The organism is Pseudomonas mandelii, from assembly GCF_024138395.1.
GTDB lineage: Bacteria > Pseudomonadota > Gammaproteobacteria > Pseudomonadales > Pseudomonadaceae > Aquipseudomonas > Aquipseudomonas mandelii_E.
The window spans coordinates 114,639-138,404 of sequence record NZ_JAMYDU010000013.1 but is presented as its reverse complement, the minus strand read 5'-3'; the positions used below and the strand labels follow the sequence as shown (position 1 = coordinate 138,404).

Annotated in this window: 17 protein-coding genes; 6 read left to right on the top strand and 11 right to left on the bottom strand. The window is 59.7% G+C overall.

The window, feature by feature from the left end; genetic code table 11:
* Positions 1–97 precede the first annotated feature (97 nt).
* The 3 genes from NHU87_RS19255 to aceK form a co-directional block, all read right to left on the bottom strand.
* Positions 98–1,219, bottom strand: coding sequence for a beta-ketoacyl-ACP synthase III (locus tag NHU87_RS19255; RefSeq protein ID WP_253551631.1), 1,122 nt, complete (start codon positions 1,217–1,219; stop codon positions 98–100).
* Between the two features lie 311 nt (positions 1,220–1,530).
* Positions 1,531–5,442, bottom strand: a complete 3,912-nt coding sequence (hrpA, locus tag NHU87_RS19250) for an ATP-dependent RNA helicase HrpA (protein WP_253551629.1) — start codon at positions 5,440–5,442, stop codon at positions 1,531–1,533.
* A 157-nt stretch (positions 5,443–5,599) separates the two neighbouring features.
* Positions 5,600–7,321, bottom strand: coding sequence for a bifunctional isocitrate dehydrogenase kinase/phosphatase (aceK, locus tag NHU87_RS19245; protein ID WP_253551627.1), 1,722 nt, complete (start codon positions 7,319–7,321; stop codon positions 5,600–5,602).
* A 128-nt stretch (positions 7,322–7,449) separates the two neighbouring features.
* Here aceK and NHU87_RS19240 point away from each other — a divergent pair, with 128 nt between their 5' ends.
* Positions 7,450–8,358, top strand: a complete 909-nt coding sequence (locus NHU87_RS19240) for a DMT family transporter (protein WP_253551625.1) — start codon at positions 7,450–7,452, stop codon at positions 8,356–8,358.
* A gap of 131 nt (positions 8,359–8,489) precedes the next feature.
* Here NHU87_RS19240 and NHU87_RS19235 read toward each other — a convergent pair whose 3' ends face one another.
* The 6 genes from NHU87_RS19235 to NHU87_RS19210 all read right to left on the bottom strand — a co-directional run bounded on the left by NHU87_RS19235 (position 8,490) and on the right by NHU87_RS19210 (position 15,892).
* The gene (locus NHU87_RS19235) at positions 8,490–10,070 is read right to left on the bottom strand and encodes an aldehyde dehydrogenase (NADP(+)) (protein ID WP_253551623.1); all 1,581 of its coding nucleotides are present in this window, start codon (positions 10,068–10,070) and stop codon (positions 8,490–8,492) included.
* A gap of 42 nt (positions 10,071–10,112) precedes the next feature.
* Entirely contained in the window at positions 10,113–11,108 is a 996-nt protein-coding gene (gene araD1, locus NHU87_RS19230) for an AraD1 family protein (RefSeq protein ID WP_253551621.1), read from the bottom strand.
* Between the two features lie 55 nt (positions 11,109–11,163).
* Entirely contained in the window at positions 11,164–12,339 is a 1,176-nt protein-coding gene (locus tag NHU87_RS19225) for an L-rhamnonate dehydratase (RefSeq protein ID WP_253551619.1), read from the bottom strand.
* Between the two features lie 331 nt (positions 12,340–12,670).
* Entirely contained in the window at positions 12,671–13,675 is a 1,005-nt protein-coding gene (locus NHU87_RS19220) for a 4-hydroxythreonine-4-phosphate dehydrogenase PdxA (protein WP_253551617.1), read from the bottom strand.
* Positions 13,672–14,628: an amidohydrolase family protein gene (locus NHU87_RS19215; protein WP_253551615.1), complete on the bottom strand. Its 957-nt coding sequence runs from the start codon at positions 14,626–14,628 to the stop codon at positions 13,672–13,674. The genes NHU87_RS19220 and NHU87_RS19215 overlap by 4 nt, the downstream gene beginning before the upstream one ends.
* Positions 14,621–15,892 (bottom strand): MFS transporter, encoded by a 1,272-nt coding sequence (locus NHU87_RS19210; RefSeq protein ID WP_253551637.1) that lies wholly within the window; start codon positions 15,890–15,892, stop codon positions 14,621–14,623. The genes NHU87_RS19215 and NHU87_RS19210 overlap by 8 nt, the downstream gene beginning before the upstream one ends.
* A 441-nt stretch (positions 15,893–16,333) precedes the next feature.
* Here NHU87_RS19210 and NHU87_RS19205 point away from each other — a divergent pair, with 441 nt between their 5' ends.
* The 4 genes from NHU87_RS19205 (at position 16,334) to NHU87_RS19190 (ending at position 20,470) form a co-directional block, all read left to right on the top strand.
* Entirely contained in the window at positions 16,334–17,347 is a 1,014-nt protein-coding gene (locus NHU87_RS19205; RefSeq protein WP_253551613.1) for a Bug family tripartite tricarboxylate transporter substrate binding protein, read from the top strand.
* A gap of 52 nt (positions 17,348–17,399) precedes the next feature.
* Positions 17,400–17,933: a tripartite tricarboxylate transporter TctB family protein gene (locus NHU87_RS19200; RefSeq protein ID WP_253551611.1), complete on the top strand. Its 534-nt coding sequence runs from the start codon at positions 17,400–17,402 to the stop codon at positions 17,931–17,933.
* Positions 17,930–19,459: a tripartite tricarboxylate transporter permease gene (locus NHU87_RS19195; RefSeq protein ID WP_253551609.1), complete on the top strand. Its 1,530-nt coding sequence runs from the start codon at positions 17,930–17,932 to the stop codon at positions 19,457–19,459. Before NHU87_RS19200 ends, NHU87_RS19195 begins: the two co-directional genes overlap by 4 nt.
* Before the next feature lie 69 nt (positions 19,460–19,528).
* A complete protein-coding gene (locus NHU87_RS19190) occupies positions 19,529–20,470 on the top strand; it encodes a LysR family transcriptional regulator (protein WP_253551607.1) in 942 nt (313 codons plus the stop codon).
* Between the two features lie 38 nt (positions 20,471–20,508).
* Here the strand turns inward: NHU87_RS19190 and NHU87_RS19185 are convergent, their stop codons facing one another.
* The gene (locus NHU87_RS19185) at positions 20,509–21,372 is read right to left on the bottom strand and encodes a DMT family transporter (RefSeq protein ID WP_253551605.1); all 864 of its coding nucleotides are present in this window, start codon (positions 21,370–21,372) and stop codon (positions 20,509–20,511) included.
* Positions 21,373–21,831: 459 nt separating this feature from the next.
* Between NHU87_RS19185 and NHU87_RS19180 the strand changes: the two genes are divergently transcribed.
* Positions 21,832–22,377, top strand: coding sequence for a hypothetical protein (locus NHU87_RS19180; RefSeq protein WP_253551603.1), 546 nt, complete (start codon positions 21,832–21,834; stop codon positions 22,375–22,377).
* 253 nt (positions 22,378–22,630) lie between these two features.
* Here the strand turns inward: NHU87_RS19180 and NHU87_RS19175 are convergent, their stop codons facing one another.
* The gene (locus tag NHU87_RS19175) at positions 22,631–23,569 is read right to left on the bottom strand and encodes an aspartyl/asparaginyl beta-hydroxylase domain-containing protein (protein WP_253551601.1); all 939 of its coding nucleotides are present in this window, start codon (positions 23,567–23,569) and stop codon (positions 22,631–22,633) included.
* Positions 23,570–23,766: the final 197 nt, after the last annotated feature.

Below are 23,766 nucleotides of genomic sequence, written 5' to 3'. Positions count from 1 at the left end.
GTAGGAGCCAGGCTTGCCGGCGAAGGCGTCCTTAAGAGCGCCTTCGCCGGCAAGCCTGGCTCCTACGAAAAGCGGGGCAAGCCACCTCGCGACAGCGTCAGCGTTTACGCAGAATCACGCTTCCAATCGAATACCCGGCGCCGAACGAGCTGAGTACGGCTAGAGAACCGCTGACCAGGTCGTCCTGGTTTTTGTGAAACGAAATCACCGAACCGGCAGAACTGGTATTGGCATAGGTGTCGAGAATCACCGGGGCTTCTTCTTCGGTGGCTTCGCGGCCCAGCAGCTTCTTGACGATCAAGTGGTTCATGCTGAGGTTGGCCTGGTGCAGCCAGAAGCGCTTCACGTCGCTGACGTTGAGCTGGTTTTCTTCCAGGTGCGTGGCGATCAGTTCGGCGACCATCGGGCAGACATCGCGGAACACCTTGCGGCCTTCCTGGACGAACAGTTTGTCGGGAGCACCGATGCCCTCTTCCGCGGCGCGATTGAGGAAGCCGAAGTTGTTGCGGATGTTGTTGGAGAATTTGGTCAGCAGTTTGGTGCTGACCACGTCGAACTGGTTCTTGGACGTCGCGAGATCCGCACGTTCAATGATCACTGCGGTGGCAGCGTCGCCAAAGATGAAGTGGCTGTCGCGGTCACGGAAATTCAGGTGACCGGTGCAGACTTCCGGGTTGACCATCAGGATCGCCCGGGCCTGGCCCAGTTGCACGCTGTTGGCCGCAGCCTGGATGCCGAAGGTCGCCGAGGAGCAGGCGACGTTCATGTCGTAACCGAAACCCTGGATGCCCAGCGCTTCCTGGACTTCGATGGCGATGGCCGGGTAGGCGCGTTGCAGGTTGGAGCAGGCGACGATCACACCGTCGATGTCAGCGGCGGTCTTACCGGCACGCTGCAAGGCTTGCTCGGCCGCGCCGATGGCCATCTGGCAAAGCACCGACCACTCGTCGTTGGAACGTTCGGGCAGGCGTGGTGCCATGCGTTGCGGATCGAGGATGCCGTCCTTGTCCATGACAAAGCGGCTTTTGATGCCGGACGCTTTTTCGATGAACGCCGCGCTGGATTCGGTCAATGCCTGGATTTCGCCGCGCGCGATGGCTTCGGCGTTGTCGGCGTTGAACAGCGCGACGTAAGCGTTGAAAGACTGCACCAGCTCTTCATTGGAAATGCTGTTGGCCGGGGTGTACAGGCCGGTGCCGCTGATGACGACGTTATGCATGGTCGTTTCTCTAATCCGTTCAGGCAGAAAGCGCTGGCACCGACGTACCAACACACAAAGGGTCTATTCCAGGTCCGGACGCAACCTGGCATCGCTTTATTCCGATCCGCCCGGCCCGTGAAGGCTCAAAACCGCGGGGCTGGCGTTTATAGGCGCGAAGTTTGCCATAAACGCTGGCTTTTGGCGCCTTTTGCAAGAGCAAACGCCTGCCGCAGATGCAATAGATTATCTGTAGGAGCCAGGCTTGCCGGCGAAGCGTTCATGAGGACGCCTTCGCCGGCAAGCCTGGCTCCTACGAAAAGCAGTTCGCGCTAAGGTTCGACCTGGCTCCATTGCTTGCTCAGGCGCTTGTCGGAGATCGGCACCTTGGTTCCCAATTGCTGTGCGAACAGCGAGACCCGGTATTCCTCCAGCCACCAGCGATAGAGTTCCAGCTGCGGATCGCGCTTGCCTTCCTGGGCGTGTTTGTTGGCGCGGGTCTGGTATTGAACCCAGAGGCCGGACAACTCGCCGCTCCAGACCCGGTCCTTCTGCACCTGCGCGCCAAGTTTTTCGAAACGTTGTTCGACGGCCTTGAGGTAACGCGGCAGCTCCTTGAGCCACGGCATTGGCGTTTCACGCACGAACCCCGGATACACAAGATGGCTGAGCTGCTGCTTGATGTCGTTCAAGGCCACGGCTTGCGCCAGGTCGATCTTGCCCTTGAAGCGTTTTTGCAGGCCGTGCCACAGCTTGAGAATCTCCAGCGTCAGCTTGGCCAACCGTTCGGCGTGCTCGGTCCAGCCGCCGCGTTTGCGCTCGGCCAGCGATGCCAGTCCGGCGCCATCGCGCGGCAATGGGTCTTCGCCGTCGAGAATGCAGCTGTCGAGACTGGCCAGCAGAATGTCTTCCACCAAGCTGTCGACACGCCCCAGTTCGCGGTACATCAGCCCCAGCTCGGTGAGTCCCGGCAACTTGCCGCGCAGGAACTTCGCCGGCTCCGCCAATTGCTGCATCAGCAAACGCTGCAAGGCCCGGCGATGCTGGAACTCGGCTTCGGCCGGGGTCGAGAATCGACCTTCCTTGACTGTCCCGCCCTCTTCCACCAGCGCCGGGTACACCGTCATCGATAGCCCGGCGATTTTCTGCTGGGTTTTCTCGGCCACGGCGGCAAAGACTTTCGGCTCCACCGGTTGTTGGTTCTTCGCCGTTTGCGGCACCGCCAACGCAGCCTGACTGGCCTCGACAAAGCGTGCGGTCAGCTCAGCCAAATCACGGCCTTCGCCGAGGAACTTGCCCTGACCGTCAACGATTTCCAGGTTCATCCGCAAATGGTTTTCGACCTGCTGCGAGGCTTCGGCCCATGCCTCATCGCTGACCCGCGCGCCAGTCATGCGCAGCAACTCGCGGCCCAATGCTTGAGGCAATGAGCCCTCGGCAAATGTGATGCGCTGCAACGCGGCTTTGACGAAGTCCGGCACCGGTACGAAATTCTTGCGCAGGGCCTTGGGCAGGTTGCGCACCAGCGCAATGCACTTGGCCTCGATCACCCCCGGCACCAGCCATTCCAGACGTTCCGGCGGCAGCATTGGCAACAGCGGCGCCGGCACGCGCAAGGTCACGCCGTCGCGAGGATGGTTGGGTTCGAAGTGATAACTCAGCGCCAGTTCCAGATCGCCGATGTGCAAGGTGTCCGGGTAATGCGCGGCGGTGACTTCGCTGGCTTCGCGGGCCAGCACGTCTTCTTCGCGCATGATCAGCAACTGTGGGTCTTTCTGGCTGTTGATCCGGTACCAACTGTCGAAGGTCGCGGTCTGGTGAATCTCTGCCGGCAACCGCGCATCGTAGAAAGCGAACAGGGTTTCTTCGTCAGCCAGAATATCCCGGCGGCGCGCCTTGGCTTCCAGTTCATCGAGTTGCTCAAGCAACTGCTGGTTGGCCGTGAGGCATTTGGCTTTGGATTGAATTTCGCCGCGCACCAGACCTTCGCGAATAAAAAATTCACGAGAAACCACCGGGTCGATCGGCCCGTAATGCACCGGTCGGCGCCCCACTACGATCAGCCCGAACAGGGTGATTTGCTCGAAGGCCACGACCTGGCCGCGCTTCTTCTCCCAGTGGGGTTCGAAGTGGTTTTTCTTGATCAGGTGCCCGGCCAGCGGCTCGATCCAGTCGGCGTCGATCTTGGCGACCATCCGTGCGTAAAGCTTGGTGGTTTCCACCAGTTCGGCGGTCATCAGCCACTGCGGGCGCTTCTTGCCCAGGCCCGACGACGGGTGAATCCAGAAGCGCCGCTGACGAGCCCCAAGGTAGTCGCCGTCTTCGGTTTTCTGGCCGATCTGGCTGAGCAATCCGGAGAGCACGGCTTTGTGCAGTTTCGGGTAATCCGCCGGCTCCTTGTTGAGGCTCAACTGCATGTCGCGGCAGATCAGGCTTAACTGACGATGGGAGTCGCGCCACTCGCGCAGGCGCAGGTAATTCAGAAAATTCTTGCGGCACCAGTTGCGCAGTGGACTGGCGGTCAACGCTTGGCGCTGCTCTTCAAAACCACGCCACAGATTAACCAGCCCGGCGAAGTCCGAGTCCACGTCTTTCCACTGGGCGTGGGCCTGATCCGCCGCTTGCTGACGCTCCGGCGGACGTTCGCGCGGGTCCTGAATCGACATGGCGCTGGCGACGATCAGCACTTCCTGCAAGCTGCCCAGTTTCGCCGCTTCCAGCAGCATGCGGCCCATGCGCGGGTCCACCGGCAGCCGCGCCAGTTGGCGACCCAGCGGCGTCAGCTGACTGTTGCGGTCCACCGCCGAGAGTTCTTGCAGCAGGTTGAAACCGTCGCTGATGGCTTTGCCATCCGGCGGCTCGATAAACGGGAAATCGGTGATTTCGCCGAGGCGCAGATGGAGCATCTGCAAAATCACCGCCGCGAGGTTGGTACGCAGGATTTCCGGGTCAGTAAATTCCGGCCGACCGATGAAATCTTCTTCGCTGTAGAGGCGGATGCAAATGCCCGGCTCGACCCGCCCGCAACGGCCTTTACGCTGGTTGGCACTGGCCTGGGAAATCGCTTCGATGGGCAGGCGCTGAACCTTGGCGCGGTAGCTGTAACGGCTGATGCGTGCGGTGCCGCTGTCGATCACGTAACGAATGCCCGGCACCGTCAGCGAGGTTTCCGCGACGTTGGTCGCCAGTACCACGCGACGTCCAGGGTGCGACTGGAAAATCCGCTGTTGCTCGGCCGGCGACAGCCGCGCGTACAACGGCAGAATCTCAGTGTGTTTGAGCTGGGCCTTGCGCAGCATGTCCGCCGCATCGCGAATCTCGCGCTCGCCGGGCAGGAACACCAGCACGTCGCCGGGACTTTTGCGCTCACTGCGTTCGAACGCGGCGATTTCGTCGAGGGTGGCGAGGATCGCCTGATCCACGGTCAAGTCATCCTCGACACGGTTGCCCTCCTCGTCCTGCTCCAGAGTCAGCGGGCGATACCAGGTTTCTACCGGGAAGGTACGGCCGGAGACTTCGACGATTGGCGCATCATCGAAGTGCTTGGAAAAACGCTCCAGGTCGATGGTCGCCGAAGTGATGATGACTTTCAGGTCCGGACGACGCGGCAGCAGGGTTTTCAGATAGCCGAGCAGGAAGTCGATGTTCAGGCTGCGTTCGTGGGCTTCGTCGACGATGATCGTGTCGTAGCGCTCGAGGTAGCGGTCGTTCTGGGTTTCCGCCAGCAGGATGCCGTCGGTCATCAGTTTGATCAGGGTGTTGGAATCGCTCTGATCCTCGAACCGCACCTGATAGCCGACCAGCGCGCCCAACGGCGTCGCCAATTCTTCAGCGACCCGGCTCGCCACGCTGCGGGCGGCGATTCGACGGGGCTGGGTATGGCCGATCAGGCCGTGCTGGCCGCGACCGATTTCCAGGCAAATTTTCGGCAACTGGGTGGTTTTACCCGACCCGGTTTCGCCGGCAATGATCAGCACCTGATGCTTTTGCAGCGCTTCTTTGATTTCGTCGCGCTTGGCGGCGATCGGCAGACTGTCGTCGTAACGAATCACCGGCAGGCTGGCGCGCCGCGCCAATACCTGATCACAGGACGCCTGCGTGCGCGTCACCCACTGGGCCAGTTTGGCCTCGTCAGGTTTTTTGCGCAGCTCAAGCAACTGCCGCCGCAGTCGGTGGCGATCGGCGAGCATGGCGTGATCGAGGTTTTTCAGCAGTTTGTCGATTGAAGGCGATTCGTCAGTCATCAGGTACGCAAAAGTCGTCTAGTGGCGCAGGGGGCCGATTGTCGCAGATTTGGGCTCCCATGTGATCGTTCCCACGCTCCGCGTCCGCTCTTGGGACGCAGAGCGTCCCTTGCTGCATTCCCACGCGGAGCGTGGGAACGATCAGGTCAGGTGTGGGCTATTCGTTATCGAGGCCTTTGCGCCGATACGGGAATACATCAATCACCTTCCCCGCCCGAATCGCCTCCTGCAGCCCCTTCCAGTAATCGGCGTTGTACAACTCGCCATGCAACTGATCGAACAACCTTCGCTGCGCCGAATCGGCAAACAAAAACGGCGGAAACTCCTCGGGGAACACATCCAGCGGCCCGATCGAGTACCACGGTTCGGAGGCCATTTCGTCTTCCGGTGTACGCGGTTGCGGGATGTGGCGGAAGTTGGCTTCGGTCAGGAAACAAATCTCGTCGTAGTCATAAAACACCACGCGACCGTGACGGGTGACGCCGAAGTTCTTCAGCAACATGTCGCCGGGAAAAATGTTCGCCGCCGCGAGTTGCTTGATCGCCAGACCATAATCCTCCAGCGCCTCGCGAACCTGCGCCTCGTTGGCGTGTTCCAGGTAGAGGTTCAACGGCGTCATCCGGCGTTCGGTCCAGCAGTGGCGAATCAGCACCGTATCGTCCTCCACCGAGACCGTGGACGCGGCCACTTCTAGCAACTCTTCCAGGCATGCCGGCTCGAACTTGCTCAACGGGAAACGGAAGTCGGAGAACTCCTGGGTGTCGGCCATGCGCCCGACCCGGTCGACGCTTTTCACCAGGCGATACTTTTCGATCACCGTGGCGCGGTCGACGTTTTTCGACGGTGAGAAGCGGTCCTTGATGATTTTGAAAACGGTGTTGAAGCCCGGCAGGGTAAACACGCTCATGACCATGCCGCGCACGCCGGGGGCCATGATGAACTGGTCGTCGGTGTTGGCCAGGTGATTAATCAGCGCCCGGTAAAACTCGGACTTGCCATGCTTGTAGAAGCCGATCGAGGTGTACAGCTCGGCAATATGCTTGCCCGGCAGAATGCGTTTGAGAAAACCGACAAACTCCGCCGGCACTGGCACATCGACCATGAAGTACGAACGGGTGAAAGAGAAGATGATCGACACCTCCGCCTCGTCGGTGATCAGCGCATCGATCTGGATGCCCCGGCCTTCGCGATGCAGTAGCGGAATCACCAGCGGCCATTGTTCGTCGGGGGTATAAATGCGCCCCACCAGGTACGCACCCTTGTTGCGGTAAAGCACCGAGGAAAACAGTTCGACGCTCAGCTCCGGGTCCTTGCAGACCCAGTCCGGCAGGTTCTCGCGCAATTGCGCTTCGAGGCGACGCAGGTCACCGGGCAGATCGGCGTAATCTTCGCTGAAGCGGTAGTCGGCAAAGATGCTCGTGAGCATGCCGGCCAACTGGCCCTGCGGCTTGTAGGTGCGGGTTTGCGCGGCCCGGGCCCGGCGCAGGCTCGGTCGCGTGGTGTGGATGAACATGCAGCCGTCGCTGATCAGGTCATGGCTGAACAGCCCGCAGAAAATCGAGTTGTACCAGGTCTCGGACAGTTCATCGTCGAAGCGCAGGTCGATCAGGCTGATGTAAGCGCTTTTGACCAGCGGCCAGCAGCTGACGTCCATCAGCACATCGGTCGCGAACGACGCCTGCAAGCGCCCTACAGTTTCGCCGACCTTCTCTTCGTAGAGATTGATCCGCGCCGCCGACGCAACTTGCGTTTCCTGCCACTGAGCCTGTTCGAAACGGGCTCGGGCGCCGTCGGTGATCTGACGGAAATGCTCGCGGTAGTCGTCAAAGCCATCGAGGATCATTCGGGCGATGTCGGCGGCTGGCCAATGCTGCGGCATAGTGAAACCTCGGCGGCTGTTCTTATCGTTGGAGCCTGAGCTTAGTGGCCCTGCGTGATGCAACGCAACCATTGCCTTGTGCCCTCACTGGCGCGACACTTGCGCGCCAATCAAGGAAGGAAAGTGCTGTGAACCCCGTCGATATCTTGCGTATGTTGTCGCTTGCCGCCATTTGGGGGGCGAGCTTTCTGTTCATGCGCGTTATTGCCCCAGTGATTGGCACAATCCCCACTGCTTTTTTTCGCGTATCGATTGCCGCTGTCGGGTTGCTGGTGATCCTTGGGCTGATGCGCATCAGCTGGGATTTCAAAGGAAAACTCAAGACGGTAATGCTGCTCGGGCTGATCAACTCAGGGATTCCAGCAACCCTTTATTCCGTGGCCGCTCAAGTGCTGCCAGCCGGTTACTCGGCGATTTTCAACGCCACCACGCCTTTGATGGGGGTATTGATCGGCGGCCTGTTCTTCCATGAAAAACTCACCGCCGCCAAGTTGGGCGGAGTATTTCTCGGCCTGTTCGGCGTCGGCATCCTCACCCGGGCCGGACCGGTGGCGTTCAACATGGAACTGCTGATGGGCGCACTGGCGTGCCTGATGGCCACCACCTGCTATGGCTTTGCCGGATTCCTCGCCCGACGCTGGCTTGACCATGCCGGCGGCCTCGACAGTCGCCTTTCGGCCTTGGGCAGCATGCTCGGCGCGACCTTGTTTTTGTTGCCGCTGTTCGGCTACAGCGTGATCAGCCAGCCACCGGCGAGCTGGGGCGGCTGGAATGTCTGGTTGTCGTTGCTGGGGCTGGGTTTGGTCTGCACGGCCTTTGCCTACATTATTTACTTCCGTTTGCTGACTTCGGTTGGCCCGGTGAAATCGATGACCGTGACCTTCATGATCCCGCCGTTCGGTGTGTTGTGGGGGGCGCTGTTGCTGGATGAGCCGCTGTCGATGGCGCATCTTTATGGCGGGGTGTTGATTGCGGTGGCGTTGTGGCTGGTTTTGAAGCCGGCGCCGGTGAAGACGGCTGAGGTGGCTGCCCGGTAGTGATGTGGTGTTGCTGATGACGCCTTCGCGGGCAAGCCTCGCTCCTACGGCGCTGTGTCGTTCACATACATTGGCCACGACACTAAACCTGTAGGAGCGAGGCTTGCCCGCGATGGCGTCGGCTCAGACAACTACAAAGGTAACTGACTCACCTCACCATCCACCAACCGCCGAATCCCCAGCGGATTGGCGTTCTGCAACGCCTGGGGCAACAACGCATCCGGATAATTCTGGAAGCACACCGGCCGCAGGAAACGATCGATCGCCAGCGTCCCGACCGACGTCCCGCGTGAATCGGAAGTCGCCGGGTATGGCCCGCCATGCACCATTGCTTCGCAGACCTCGACCCCGGTCGGATAACCATTAAGCAGAATCCGCCCGACCTTTTCCTGAAGCAACTCAGCCAGCCAGCGGTATTCCAGCAATTCATCCGCCTCGCCGATCAGTGTCGCTGTCAGTTGCCCGCGCAGGCCATGCAGCGCTGCCGCCAATTGCGCCCGATCCTCGACTTCAATGACGATGGTGGTCGGCCCGAAGACCTCTTCCTGAAGCAGTTCATCGCCCTTGAGCAACAGACTGACGTCCGCCTGAAACACCTGCGGTTGAGCTTGATTACCCTGTTGCGGCTTGCCCGCCAGATGCGTCAGCCCCGGATGCTCGTGCAACTCGACAAGACCTTTGCTGTAGCTGACCAGCGCTCCCGCGTTGAGCATGGTCTGCGGCGGTTGCTGGTTCATGCTGGCGCAAAACGTTTCCAGAAAGGTGCTGAACTGCGGCGAGCGCAGGCCGATCACCAGACCCGGATTGGTACAGAACTGCCCGCAACCCAGCGTCACCGAACCTGCCAGTTGCGCGGCAATCTGTTCGCCACGCACCGCAAGGGCCTCAGGCAGCAGGAACACCGGGTTGATGCTGGACATCTCGGCAAACACCGGGATCGGCTGCGGCCGGGTCGCGGCCATATGACTCAGTGCATTACCGCCCTTGAGTGAACCAGTGAAACCCACGGCCTGAATTGCCGGGTGCTTGACCAGCCATTCACCGACACCACCGCCGTAGATCATGTTGAATACGCCCGCCGGCATTTCGGTTTTTTCCGCCGCGCGGATGATCGCGTCCGCGACCCATTCGGCGGTTGCCATATGTCCGCTATGAGCCTTGAACACCACCGGGCAACCGGCGGCCAGCGCCGAGGCGGTATCGCCACCGGCCGTGGAAAACGCCAGCGGAAAATTACTCGCGCCAAACACCGCGACCGGCCCTAAAGCGATGCGGTACTGGCGCAGATCGGGACGCGGCAATGGTTGGCGATCCGGTAGCGCCCGATCAATCCGCGCTCCGTAGAAATCACCACGACGCAGAACCTTGGCGAACAGGCGTATCTGGCCGCTGGTGCGTGCGCGCTCGCCCTGGATGCGTCCGGCCAGCAACGCGGTTTCGCGGCATACGGTAGCAACGAAATCCTCGCCCAACGCATCGATTTCATCGGCGATGGCATCGAGGAACAGCGCGCGTTTTTCCGCGCTCAGGTTACGGTAGATCGGGTACGCTGCTGCGGCAGCACTGGCGGCGGCATCCACTTCGGCTTCAGTGGCCTGGAAAAAGGTCCCGGGCAGTGGCTCGCCCGTCGTCGCGTCGAGGCTTTGCAGTTGCAGCGCGCCGTTGGCGCTGCGCCGGCCGCCGATATAATTGTGTCCAAGCAGTGAAGTCATGAGTGATTTCCTGACCGACCAACAACGCCGGTGATTGAAGGCTTAAAGCGCACGAACCTGGCCGATGGCCAACGGCTGGGCGCTTTCGCCGATACCGTTTTCCAGTGGTGCGCCGAATTCCTCAAGGCTGATCTGGAAGCGATCTCCCGGCTGGGTTTTCACGCCGTCGGCAAACGACAACGTGGCAGTACCGAAGTAATGCACGTGGACATCGCCGGGACGCAAAAACTGCGCGTATTTGAAGTGGTGGAATTCGAGGTTGGCGAGACTGTGGCACATGTTGTCTTCGCCACTGAGAAACTCCTTTTCCCAGAGCGTTTCGCCGTTGCGTGTGATTCGGCTGGTGCCCGCTAGATGCTTGGGCAACTCACCGACTCGCAACTCCGGGCCATAGGCGCAGTAACGCAGTTTCGAATGCGCGAGATACAGGTAATTACGGCGCTCCATCACATGGTCGGAGAACTCGTTGCCCAAGGCATAACCGACCCGATACGGCTGGCCGTCGTCGCCGATCACATAGAGCCCGGTCAACTCCGGTTCTTCGCCGGCATCTTCGGCAAATGGCGGCACCGGGAAGTCGGCGCCGGGACGAACCACAATGCTGCCGTCCCCCTTGTAGAACCATTCCGGCTGCGCGCCGACTTGCCCGGCTTCTGGTTTGCCGCCCTCCAGGCCCCACTTGAAAATGCGCATGGTGTCGGTCATGCCGGCTTCGACCGCACCGTCCTGCTGGTGCATCTTGTCCCGCGCCGAGGCGCTGCCCAGGTGAGTCAGGCCGGTGCCACTGATCAGGCAATGGGCCGGGTTTTCGTGGTCCAGTGGCGGCAGTACCCGCCCCTCTTGCAACAGTTGCTGGTAATCCGGGCCTGGTTCGGTGCCACGGCTGGCGACTTCATCTTGCAGGCTGCGTTTGCCGCGGATCGCCGCCAGCGCCAGTTCGCGAGTGTTGCGGGTATCGCGCAGCACCTGAACCTGAGCGCCCTCGACGAGGCCGACCTGGCGTTGCCCGGTGGTGTTTTCAAATTGAATCAGGCGCATGTCCTGTTCTCCGGAAAATCATGGATGGCGCCGCTTTTCAGGCGACGCGCCAAAGTCATTCGATAATGTTGAAATCGCCGAGGTATTCATCGGAGATTTCCAGGCCCAGGCCCGGCTTGTTGTCATCGAGCTGGATGTAGCCATTGATCGGTTGCGGCTCGCCCTTGAACACGTAGTAGAAGAGCTCATTGCCGACCTCGACGTCGAACACCGGGAAAAACTCGGCCATCGGCGATGCCGTGGTGGACATGGTCAGGTGGTAGTTGTGCATTTGCCCGGCGTGCGGGATCACCGGCACCGACCAGGCTTCGGCCATGGCGTTGATCTTGCGTGCGGCGGTGATGCCGCCGACGCGGTTGGTGTCGTACTGGATCACGTCGATGGCGCGGCGTTCCAGCAGGTCTTTGAAACCGTAGGAAGTGAACTCATGCTCGCCGCCGGAGATCGGCATGATCCCCATTTTTTTCAGCTCGATGTAGCCTTCGATGTCGTCAGCAATCACCGGTTCTTCGAGCCAGCGTGGTTCGAACTCGGCGAGTTTGGGCAACATGCGCCGGGCGTATTCCAAGGTCCAGCCCATGTAACACTCGAGCATGATATCGATGTCTGGGCCGGCCAGTTCACGCAGGGTGCGCACTTGCTCGATGTTCTTGCGCATGCCCGCCGGGCCGTCTTTCGGACCGTAGCCGAAACGCATTTTCAGGGCGGTGAAGCCTTGGTTCAGATAACCCTGAGCTTCTTCGAGGAACAGGTCGAGGTTGTCGTTGGCGTAGAGCTTGGAGGCGTAGGTCCAGATTTTTTCCTTGGTCCGACCGCCGAGCAGTTTGAACACCGGCTTGTTCACTGCTTTGCCCATGATGTCCCAGATGGCGATGTCGATCGCCGAGATCGCCGCCATGCCGATGCCTTTACGGCCCCAGGCATGGCTCTGGCGGTACATCTTCTGCCAGATGTATTCGTTGTCGAACGGGTCTTCGCCAATGGCGATCGGTGCCAGGTAAGTATCGATGATTTCCTTGGCCACACGCGGCGCCAAGGCGCAGTTGCCGATGCCGACAAGACCGGTATCGGTCTCGACCTCCACCACCAGCCAGCCGTGAAAACGGAACGAACCCATCGCGTCGCCGCGCTCGAACAGGATGTCGCTGGCGTTGGTGCAGAAGTGCGCTTGAGGGGGGACGACTTTGCCTTTCCACTCGAAAACGCGGGTACGGATTGCTTTGATTTTCATGAATACAGTTCCTTGCGCTGCCGGCTTTTTATCGTTGTTGGGTCGCTGCGCAGAGCCGCTCGTGTGGCCGGCTTCGGGCATTCGATGGAGCGACTTTAGCCAGCGCTCGGGGGGTGGGGATAATCACTTATGCGTATCCGGCGATAACCTGGGGTGATCGCTGTAACGGCTTATCAGGTAGATCGGGTTATCAGCCGCAACGCAAAAAACTGTGGGAGCGGGCTTGCTCGCGAAGAGGTCGTGTCAGTCGACATATATGCCGACTGTTACACCGCTTTCGCGAGCAAGCCCGCTCCCACAGGGGATTGGTGCTGTGTTGAAGATCGGGGGATCAGTAGCTATTGGCCCCCATCCGACAGGCAATCTCGAACGCCTGGCGAATGGCCCCGACGTTGGCCTTGCCCTGACCTGCGATGTCGAACGCGGTGCCGTGGGCCGGTGTGGTAATCGGTATCGGCAATCCGCCCTGCACCGTCACCCCACGGGAGAAGCCCATCAACTTGATCGCGATCTGCCCCTGGTCGTGATACATCGTCACCACCGCGTCAAAGGCACTGGCATCGCCCTGCACCTTGAGGAAAATCGTGTCGGCAGGGTATGGCCCCTCGGCCGCAATACCCAACACCTGAGCCGAACGAACAGCCGGGCCAATGATGTCCAGCTCTTCGCGACCGAACGAGCCGTTGTCACCGTTGTGCGGGTTCAACCCGCACACGCCGATGCGCGGTTTTTCCAGACCGTTGCGCTTGAGGGCTGTATCGATCAGCTGGATCGCTTCGACCACCCGCGTCTGGCTGAGCATGCCCGGCACATCGGCCAGCGCCACATGGGATGTCACGCGCGACGTCCACAGGTTGTCGAGCACGTTGAACTCGCAGAACGGTCCGTGGAAATCCAGCAGCTCGGCGAACCAGTGCAGCTCGTCGCTGTGGGCCATGCCGGCCATGTGCAGCGAGGTCTTGTTCAACGGTCCAAACAGCACCGCGTCGGTGGTCCCGGCCTCGGTCAGGCGCAGGGCTTTTTCCAAGGTGTCGAGGCTGTAGCGGCCGCCCATGACACTGGCTTCGCTGCGCGGGAACTCGCCAATGGTGTCGCCACGGAAGTCATAGAACAACGGCATGTCATCGCGAAAATCCAATTGCTCCAGAGATTCGATGCGACGGTAAGGAAACTCCGTCCCGGCGATGCGCATGCCGCGGCGCATTTCCGCTTCATCGGCAATCAGGATCACATTCGCCTGGCTACGCACTTGAGGCTCGGTGAGCAGGCGCGCGATCAGTTCCGGACCGATGCCGGCCGGGTCCCCCAGGACCATGGCGATGGTTGTCTTGTTCATGCTTCACTCCTCAAGGTTGCAGGCCATGTTCGGTCAATGGCGCAAGGTTCACAGCGATAGACCCGCTGCGCGTTGCTGTAGAAAAGCCGTTCCTGATCGGCACCTGGCAGATCAGCAACGATGGATTTGAAACCGCTGTAGATGTCGTCGAAGGAACCACACAGGCTGTCCACCGGAAAGTTGCTGGCGAACATCGCCCGGTCAGTGCCGAACATGGCAATCACTTCACGCACGATCCAGGCGTTGTCCTTGGCGCGCCATGCCTGGCCACCCTGCCCAAGACCGGAAATCTTCACCTGCACGTTCGGCCACTCGGCCAGCCGCGCCATCGCCAAACGCCAACCTGCCAGGCCTTCGGCACTGCGGTCATTGGGCAACCCGGCGTGGTTGAGAATCAGCGTGATACCGGGAAAGTCCCGAGCCAGTCGTTCGGCCTCGTGCAGGTTCCACCACGGCGTCTGCAAATCGAAATGCAGGTCCAGCCCTTCGAGTGCAGCAAAACTGCGCCGCCAGTGTTCGTCGCTCATCAGGCTGCGCACATGACCAACTTGCGCGGGTGTGGTCGGGCCGCCGGGTTTGTGGCGCACGCTGCGCACGCACTTGAAACTGGCTTGTTCGGCGAGCACTGCAATGGCGTCTGGATGATCGAGCCAGGCTTGCGCCACGACCGCGTTCGGGACGCCGTATCGGGCGGCCAGCCCCTCGATAAAAAGGGTTTCGCCAATCGGGTCCTGCGGGTCCCATTCAGTCTCGACGTACACCGTTTGCACAACGCGATGCTGGCCGACGTCGGCGAAGTAGTCTTCGGGAAAATAGCGACGCTTGATCGCGCTGTAATCACCGTAGCGAAAGGGAATGTTCGCTTCGGGCGCCAGCCACGGATGGTCATTGATCGACGGATCCCAGAAGTGATGATGGGCATCGATGATCGGTCCGCTCCATAACTCACCCATGGCGCACCTCGTCGAGACTGATGAATAAAGTTGCCAGCACGAACACCGCAGAGCACACCGCAAAGAAGCCCAGCACCGGCGCAAAACCACCGGTCATTTGCACAATGATCCCCACCAGGATCGGCACCGCAATGCCGCCCGTGCTGCCGGCCATGTTCATCACGCCGCCGATCAGGCCGACGCGCGCCGGTGCCGCCAGCAGCGCCGGGAAGCTCCAGTAGAGGCTGCCCCACATCAAGAAAAACGCGGTCATGGCCAACAACGCCACGGCTGCAAAAGGATTGCTCAGGGTCGGCAGCAGCAGGAACGCGCCCAGGGCCACCAGGCCGGAAAACGCCAGTAGACTCTTGACCGCCACACCGCGGCTGACGCCCTTGCGGATCAATCCGTCGCAGAGGAAACCACCGGTCAACGAACCCAACGCGCCGCACACGAAGATCACGAACGTCGCAGCGCCAATGCCCTTGATATTGAAGCCGCGAGCCTGAGCCAGATAACTCGGCCCCCAGGTCAGCAGACCGAAATACACCATCGCCCAGCAGGCACGACCGATCAGCAAACCACTCAGGGATCGTGCGGCAATGCCCAGGCCCTTGACCGGAATGCGTGCAGCTTCGGCGGCCGGGGTGGCGCGCCCGGCGTTGATTTTCTCCAGTTCTGCCGCATTCACTTGCGGGTGACTGGCCGGGTCATCGCGCAGATACCGCCATGCCAGCCAGGCCAGGACCAGGGTCGCGATGCCGGCGATCACGAACGCCAGGCGCCAGGAGTCCAGCGAAGCAATCAGATAAGCAATGATCAGGCCGCCAAGTGCCACGCCCAACGGGCTGCCGCTGTCCATCAGCACCGCGCCGCGACTGCGCTCGCTCGGTGCCAGCCACAGGGAAATCAGCTTGCCGCCCGAAGGGAACAACGGTGCCTCCGCAGCCCCCAGGGCCACCCGCGCGAAGAGCAACGACAAGCCGCCGGTGGCAAAGGCCGCCAGTACCTGAAACGTGCCCCATAATCCAGTGGACCAACTGATGACCCGGTGCGGCCCGAAGCGATCGATCATCCAGCCACCGGGAATCTGCAGCAGCGCATAGGCCCAGAAGAAGCTGCTGAGAATCAGCCCTTGCACGCTCGGCGACAGGGAAAACTCATGGGCGATGGTCGGCATCGCAATGGACAGCGACACCCGATCGATCAGGTTAACCATGGTCAAGGCAAAGATGATCGCAAAGATCCGCCAGCGCACGCTGCTGGCTTTGCTGGTACCGGTCATCGAAGTCGTCGCTGCCGTTGGCTGGCCATCTGCGCCGGGCAGATGCAGGGAAGCACTGGGACGAGCCATGGTGCATACCTCGTTTTATTATTGTTGTGATTGCAACTTTGCCGCGTCATGGCGGCGCTGGTGAGCACTATCGAAGGCTAAGTGATAACCGTCTAATCAAAACTTGAAATAAGGCGATAGCCTCGGGTTATGGCATGCCCTGCTTTCGGGAGGCTTTCAACACTTGGCTCTGAGGTCGACTTTCCACTCAAACGGCTTTGGCGCACAGGGATTAGCGACAAAATGCGCTTTTCTCGGTCATGACCTATAACCCCAGGCTATCGGTATATGTATTGTTTTGACTAGACGCGGGGGCGACGGCTTCCCACACTCACTCCCAGGCTTGCGGCTTTCCCAAGTCACTCATAACAACTACAAAAACGAGGCCCTTCCATGCGAAATGCATTCGTCCGTCGCACATCCCGTCTGTTTCTTGGCTGCACACTGGTCGCCGCCGGCGCCCTTCCCGCTCTCGCTCACGCCTGGCAACCGGACAAGAATGTCGAAATCGTTGTCGCTGGCGGTCCCGGTGGCGGCACTGATCAACTGGGCCGACTGATCCAGTCGATCATCACCACGCACAAGTTTCTCGACGTTAATACCATCGTCCTCAACAAGGGCGGCGGCAACGGCGCCGAAGCGTTCCTCGACTTGAAAATGAACAAGGGCTATCCCGAAAAACTGGTGATCGGCACCAACAACATCTACCTGTTGCCACTGGTGTCCAAGCTCGGTTATCAATGGCAGGAATTGACCCCGATCGCGGCCGTCGCCGAGGATGACTTCATTCTCTGGAGCTACAAAGGTGCGCCGTGGAAAGATGCAAAAAGCTTCTACGAAGCGGCCAAAGCCGACCCGTCGAAACTGCGCATGGGTGGCAGCCAGTCCAAGGATGTCGACCAGACGTTGACCCTGCTGTTGAACCAGACCAACAACAGCAAGCTGGTGTACATCCCCTTCAAGAGCGGCAGTGAAGCCGCGACCCAACTGGCCGGCAAACACATCGCCGCCAACGTCAACAACCCCAGCGAAAGCATCAGCCAATGGCGTGGCGATCAGGTCGAGCCGCTCTGCGTGTTCAGTAAAGAGCGCATGAGCTATACCGATAAAGTGGCTGGCGACAAATCCTGGGCCGACGTTCCGACCTGTCACGAGCAAGGCCTGGGCATCGATCAGTATCGCTTCCCACGCACCGTGTTCATGCCCGGCGAAGTCACCGCCGAACAGCGGGCGTTCTATGTCGAGCTGATGCGCAAAGTCACCGAGACTCCGGAGTTCAAGGCCTACGTCAAGCAGAACGCGCTGGTGCCGACCTTCCTCGAAGGCGAGCCACTGACTGCTTACATCGAGAAAGACACCGCCCGCGTTACGCCGGTGTTCAAAGAAGCCGGCTGGCTGAAAAACTGAGTTGTTTGCGGCCGTTCGCTTGCGCACGGCCGTCACCTCTGGAGGTGCTTTCATGTCCCATTCTTCGGATTCACCGGCGCTGGTCGGTACCCGCTGGGTCGAACTCGGCCTGACACTCTTCACCACGCTGATCGGCGCGGTGGTGATGTACGGCAGCGTCGAACAAGGTATCGGCTGGGGCGATTCCGGCCCCGAGCCGGGTTACTTTCCCTTCTACATTGGCCTGTTGCTGAGCGCCGCAAGCGTGGGCAACGGCGTGTTGACCCTGGTGCGCTGGCAAGCCCTGAGCATTGCATTCGTCAGCCGCAGTGCGTTCAAACAAGTGTTATCGGTGTTCATCCCGATTGCGCTGTTCGTCGGTGCCATGCCGTTTACTGGCATTTACGTGGCCTCGGCCTGTTTCATCGCCTGGTTCATGTGGCGTGACAAGGTCCGCGTCAAACCGTATGGCAAGTTGGCGATCGGCAGCGTGTCCCTCGGCGCGGTGCTCGCCAGCTACCTGATTTTCGCGCTGTGGTTCAAGGTCCCGCTGGATGCCGGCCCGATGGGCGACTGGATTGCCTTGGCCGGGAGAACCTTCAAATGAGCGAGTTCGATTCTCTGCTGCAAGGCATGAACCTGATCCTGACCCCGGGCCACATCGGCCTGATGGTGATCGGCGTGCTGCTGGGCATTCTGGTCGGCGTATTGCCCGGCCTCGGCGCCCCCAACGGCGTGGCGTTGCTGCTACCGCTGACGTTCACCATGTCGCCGGTGTCGGCGATCATTCTGCTGTCGTGCATGTATTGGGGCGCACTGTTCGGCGGCTCGATCACCTCGATTCTGTTCAACATTCCCGGTGAGCCCTCATCGGTAGCGACGACGTTCGACGGCTACCCGATGGCCCGCGAAGGTCGCGCCGCCGAAGCCCTGACCGCCGCGTTCAGCTCGGCACTGATCGGCGCGTTGGCCGGGGTGTTGTTGCTGACGTTCCTGTCGACAAAGATTGCTGCGTTCGCCATGTCTTTCAGCTCGCCGGAGTTCTTCGCGGTGTACCTGTTGGCGTTCTGCACGTTCATCGGCATGAGCAAAAACCCGCCGCTGAAAACCGTGGTCGCGATGATGATCGGCTTCGCCATGGCCGCCGTCGGCATGGACACTGTCTCGGGCAACCTGCGCCTGACCTTCGACCAGCCAACCCTGATGACCGGCATCAGTTTCGAAGTGGCGGTGATCGGCCTGTTCGGCATTGGCGAAATCCTCTGCACCGTCGAGGAAGGTCTGGTGTTTCGCGGCGAGCATGCGCGCATCACGCCAATGATCATCCTGCGCACCTGGGCCAAGTTGCCGCGCTACTGGTGGACGATTGTGCGCAGCACCCTGGTCGGTTGCTGGATGGGCATCACCCCTGGCGGTCCGACTGCGGCATCGTTCATGAGCTACAGCCTGGCGCGGCGCTTTTCGAAGAATCGCGAGAACTTCGGCAAGGGTGAACTTGAAGGCGTGATCGCCCCGGAAACCGCCGACCACGCGGCCGGCACCAGCGCCCTGCTGCCGATGCTGACCCTGGGCATTCCCGGTTCGGCCACCGCCGCCGTGATGCTCGGCGGGTTGATGATCTGGGGCCTCCACCCGGGCCCGACGCTGTTCGTCGAGCAACATGACTTCGTCTGGGGCCTGATCGCGAGCATGTACCTGGGCAACGTCGTCAGCCTGATCGTGGTGTTGGCCACCGTGCCGCTGTTCGCTTCGATCCTGCGCATTCCGTTCTCGATCATTGCGCCGATCATCATCATGGTCTGCGCTATCGGTGCGTACTCGGTGCACAACTCGTTCTTCGACGTGGTGCTGATGCTCGGCTTCGGCGCGCTGGGTTATCTGTTCAAGAAACTCGGTTACCCGATCGCGCCGCTAGTGCTGGCGGCGGTGTTGGGGGACAAGGCTGAAGACGCATTCCGTCAGTCGATGCTGTTCTCCGACGGTCACATCGGGATTTTCTGGTCGAACCCATTGGTGGGTGGCCTGACTACGGCGGCGCTGCTGATGCTGTTCTGGCCGCTGATTTCCAAGGTGCTGCAAACCCTGATGGGCTTGCGCAAACCCCAGGTCGCCAAGCCAAAATCGGTGCTGTGATACAGCAATGCTGGCAACGCCTGACATTTGTTGTCAGGCTTGCCGTAGTCCTTTTTGCGAGCACGGCCCATGACCCGAATTCCTGTTGCCAATGTGATTCATAGTCGACTGCGTCTACGCCAGCTGCGGCTGATGCTGGCGTTGCAGGAATTCGGCTCGTTGCGCCGCGCTGCCGACCACATCGGCATGACCCAACCCGCGGCAACCAAGATGCTGCATGAAGCCGAGGATTTGCTGGGTGTGGAACTGTTTGAGCGTCTGCCTCGGGGCATGCGCTCTACACCCTTCGGGGAAACCGTCATCTACTACGCGCGCATGGTGTTTGCAGAACTCAGTGGCATGCGCGAAGAACTGGTGGCGCTCGAGTCCGGCAACCTTGGGCGGGTGGCGGTCGGCGCGATCCCGGCGCTGGCCTCGGGACTCTTGACCCGCACCATCGCCACCTTGAAGCAAAGCCATCCACGGTTGTCGATGAGCATTCAGGTCGACACCAGCGACGTGCTTGTACAGGCCCTGTTGCAGGATCAACTGGATATTGTATTGGGGCGGATTCCGGCCGGTGCGCGAGCCGAAGAGTTGCTGTTCGACAGCCTTGGCGAAGAGGCCTTGTGCGTGATTGCCGGCGCGCAAAATCCACTGGCGAAGGAGAAGCAGCTGAGCTGGGCAGAATTGCAGAACATGACCTGGGTGCTGCAACAACATCCAAGCCCGATGCGCGCGATCATCAATCAGGTGTTTCACAACGCACGGGTCGACATCCCCAGCAGCATCGTCGAAACCACGTCGATCATGACCCTGCTCTCATTGATCCAGCAGACCGATATGCTCGGCGTTACGCCGGTGTCGGTGGTCGAGGATTATCCCGGCCGTGATCTGCTGGCCGTGTTGCCGATCAAGTTCGAAGCACGACTGCCACCCTATGGGCTGATCACCCGGCGTCATCGCATTCAGTCGTCGGCGATGCAGGCGTTCATGAATTCGGTGCGGGCCGAACATGCTCTGGCCAAATAAAAAAAGCCCGGAGCTCATGCCCCGGGCCTTGTTTTGTTTCAAGCAGTTTTACGGAAGACGAACACCAGACCGATGATGATCAGCAGCATGCCGAGCATGCTCAGCGCCGCCAGGCGGTTGCCAAAAATCAGATAGTCCATCACCGCCGTCACCGCCGGCACCAGATAAAACAGGCTGGTGACATTCACCAGATTGCCTCGTGCAATCAGTCGATACAGCAGCAGCGTCGCCAGCACTGATACCACCAACCCCATCCACAACACCGGCACGATGAACCCTGTGCTGTATTCGACGTGAAACGGCTGGAACGGCACGAAGATCCCGCAGAGCAACAGCCCGGCAAGGTACTGCACCGGCAATGTGCCGAGGGGATTATCGGTGATGCGCTTCTGCATGATCGAGCCGAACGTCATGCTTGCCAGCGCCAGCAAACCGAAGAGCATCCCGGCCAACGACATGCCGGCCAGTCCGATGCCCTGGTAAACCACCATGATCAAGCCGGCCAGGCCTAGCGCCAGACCGAACATCCGGCTTATTGATCGGTGCCGCTCCATGATCACTACGGTGAGAATCGGTTGCACGCCCATGATGGTTGCCATCATGCCGGGCGTCACTTTCAGGTCCAGGGCCAGCAGATAGAAAATCTGGTAAGCCCCCAGCAACACCACACCCGTGGCCATCGCATACAACATCGGCTTGCCGCCCTTGGGCAATTTCAGTTTGAGCAACGGCATCAACAGCACCAGCCCGCACAAGGCAATGGCGAAGCGAACCAGCAGAAAGGCAAAAGGCGACGCGTGGGCCAAGCCCCATTTGGAGAAAATCGCCCCGCTGCTCCACAGCAAAACGAACAGGCTCGTGGACGCCGCCGCGAGCGCGGATTTTTTCGAAAGGACAAACATGAATACCACCTGTAGTCAGGCAAAAAGCCAACTCAGCCGAAGCTGAAATTCAGTAGTTTTTTTCAGGCGTTTTTTCAGACGGACATGAGAGCAGCAGAGAAAAGCTGATCAGCCCGAGAAGCCAACGCCTGGCGGTGATACGACTGCGCACACCGGCGTGCTACTGACAGGTGGGGGGTAATGACTGATCTGCGCAGGCTGCTGATTCCCACACGGCACGACGCCAGCGCTGACCGCTGAATCGACTACCGCATTGATGGGGGAAGCAGGCATGGGCTGATCTTTTTTGATTGGGTGAAAGAGTGGTTCAGGAAACCATCGAGGGCCGACTATAACCAGCGCGTGACATGGATTGCAATGACTTGGACAAAGGGCCAGTAAAGACAGCCGGGGAAGCGCTGCTTACTCTGGGGGAAATGGAATCGCCCGTGATGGGGGACATGGAATGCAAGAGATCAAATGCCCAGGGAACGGACTCATCTTCGGTATCAGTTGTATCGGTCAAGGGCTAGAAAGCTGGCTGGCGCTAATATTGCCCAACTGCAACATGAACGGGAGCTGGTCGGCCCCACAGCGCTCAATTTATCCAGAGTACGTTTTGACGCGATCAACGCGCAGTCATTGAACGCTTTTGAGCTCTGGGACGATCCACATTTTTCATGGGGAGAGGTCGTTGAGTGGAAAGCGAGGGAGCCGTTGGCTCTGGACCTCTCCATTTGGTTCGATGAAGAACTGTGCGGATTATGCTTCGCGAACCCAAATAACAGTCGGCAACGAATTCGCATCGTGCGATTGGAGGGATGTCCCAGAGGAGTGCATCCTTTGAAAAACCGTATTGCGCCATTGGCCATATTGGTCATTGAGCAGTACGCCCAAATCATCGGCAGCAGGTTCATCGAAGTTCAGGAACCGCTGGAAGGTGCAATTTCTATTTACCAACAACTCGGCTTTTACTTCGATGCTGAAGGCCGACTTGTCAAAGCAGTGGAAAGCCTAGTATCGTGAAAACTGTTCAATTAATGACCAATGGCGGAGGGAAGATGCGCAAAGTGATCAAAAAGTCCCCCACAAGGAAGAGCTCGCCCACTACAGAAAACAAGCCCATTGCAGTAGAGCTGACAGCCAGTCAACGGCGCATTCTGCAGGTTGTTGCGATGGGTACCGAAACCGAAGAACCTAGCCTTCTCGCCGGGCGGCCCTAAAACTCGTGGGCAAAAAAACCGCTCTCAAGGAGCGGTTTTTCATCCCGTGATCGGCCTCAACCAAACAGCCAATACCCCAACAACGTCAACACCATCACCGCCAGCACCGGTCGCAGTACGCAGTAGGCCGTGGGATTACGACGCTTCCACTGTTTGACCATACCGCTGAATGTGTCGCTGAAGCGCTTGCTCCTGGCATAGACCTGGTTGATCCCGCCAACGCGTTCATCGTCAAGGTTCTGGGGTGCAGTGGCGCGCCCCAGCGAGCCACTGATCCAGCGGTTGATACGGGTCATGAGGCGATTGCTCAGCGGTCGCTCGATGTCGCAAAACAAGATGACCCGGGTTTGCTCGGTTTCGTTCTTGACCCAGTGAACATAGGTTTCATCGAACATCACGTCTTCCCCATCACGCCAGGCATAGACCTGACCATCGACGAAGATGCGGCAATGATCGGAGTTCGGCGTCGACAACCCCAGGTGATAACGCAGGGAACCGGCGAAGGGGTCGCGATGCGGGTTGAGGTGACTGCCAGCGGGCAGCAGCGCGAACATGGCGCCTTTGACGTTGGGAATACTGCTGACCAATGCCACGGTTTTCGGGCACAGGGTTTCGGCCGATGGCAGCGGTTGGTCGTACCACTTGAGGTAGAAACGCTTCCAGCCCTTCTTGAAGAACGAACCGAAACCGGCGTCGTTGTTCTTTTCGGCGGCGCGAATATAGCCCTCGTTAAACAAGTGCATGGCTTCGTCGCGGATAACTTCCCAATTGTCCTTGAGCACATCCAGTTCGGGGAACTTGCTGCGGTCCAGATAGGGTTTGGACGGTACACCGGAGAACAGGTACATCAGGGCGTTATAGGGTGCAAACAAGGCCGAGTGATTGACAAACTGGCGCAGAACCGGCAAACGCGCCTTGCCACGCAAGTGCACATAGAGCGTGCTGCTGACGAAAAGCAACAATACCGAAGCCTTCGCGACAAAGGGAAAGTTCATCTACAACTCCTTGATAGTAGGTAACTTTGCACAACGCCATTTACCCGACGTGGCAGTCGGCCATTATCAACACTACCGGCCTCGAAAAATACCCACATAACTCAACATTCAGTGTTAAGGATTGCGCAATAAACAGTTATTAACACAAGGTTCCTGAACGGGGGCTGACCTGAATCACCTCCCATGACAAGGAGGCC

Excerpts from the sequence above, each read along its gene's own strand:
- NHU87_RS19255 (WP_253551631.1), bottom strand. The coding sequence starts at position 1,219 with ATGCATAACGTCGTCATCAGCGGCACCGGCCTGTACACCCCGGCCAAC.
- hrpA (WP_253551629.1), bottom strand. The coding sequence starts at position 5,442 with ATGACTGACGAATCGCCTTCAATCGACAAACTGCTGAAAAACCTCGAT.
- aceK (WP_253551627.1), bottom strand. The coding sequence starts at position 7,321 with ATGCCGCAGCATTGGCCAGCCGCCGACATCGCCCGAATGATCCTCGAT.
- NHU87_RS19235 (WP_253551623.1), bottom strand. The coding sequence starts at position 10,070 with ATGACTTCACTGCTTGGACACAATTATATCGGCGGCCGGCGCAGCGCC.
- araD1 (WP_253551621.1), bottom strand. The coding sequence starts at position 11,108 with ATGCGCCTGATTCAATTTGAAAACACCACCGGGCAACGCCAGGTCGGC.
- NHU87_RS19225 (WP_253551619.1), bottom strand. The coding sequence starts at position 12,339 with ATGAAAATCAAAGCAATCCGTACCCGCGTTTTCGAGTGGAAAGGCAAA.
- NHU87_RS19220 (WP_253551617.1), bottom strand. The coding sequence starts at position 13,675 with ATGAACAAGACAACCATCGCCATGGTCCTGGGGGACCCGGCCGGCATC.
- NHU87_RS19215 (WP_253551615.1), bottom strand. The coding sequence starts at position 14,628 with ATGGGTGAGTTATGGAGCGGACCGATCATCGATGCCCATCATCACTTC.
- NHU87_RS19210 (WP_253551637.1), bottom strand. The coding sequence starts at position 15,892 with ATGACCGGTACCAGCAAAGCCAGCAGCGTGCGCTGGCGGATCTTTGCG.
- NHU87_RS19205 (WP_253551613.1), top strand. The coding sequence starts at position 16,334 with ATGCGAAATGCATTCGTCCGTCGCACATCCCGTCTGTTTCTTGGCTGC.
- NHU87_RS19200 (WP_253551611.1), top strand. The coding sequence starts at position 17,400 with ATGTCCCATTCTTCGGATTCACCGGCGCTGGTCGGTACCCGCTGGGTC.
- NHU87_RS19195 (WP_253551609.1), top strand. The coding sequence starts at position 17,930 with ATGAGCGAGTTCGATTCTCTGCTGCAAGGCATGAACCTGATCCTGACC.
- NHU87_RS19190 (WP_253551607.1), top strand. The coding sequence starts at position 19,529 with ATGACCCGAATTCCTGTTGCCAATGTGATTCATAGTCGACTGCGTCTA.
- NHU87_RS19185 (WP_253551605.1), bottom strand. The coding sequence starts at position 21,372 with ATGTTTGTCCTTTCGAAAAAATCCGCGCTCGCGGCGGCGTCCACGAGC.
- NHU87_RS19180 (WP_253551603.1), top strand. The coding sequence starts at position 21,832 with ATGCCCAGGGAACGGACTCATCTTCGGTATCAGTTGTATCGGTCAAGG.
- NHU87_RS19175 (WP_253551601.1), bottom strand. The coding sequence starts at position 23,569 with ATGAACTTTCCCTTTGTCGCGAAGGCTTCGGTATTGTTGCTTTTCGTC.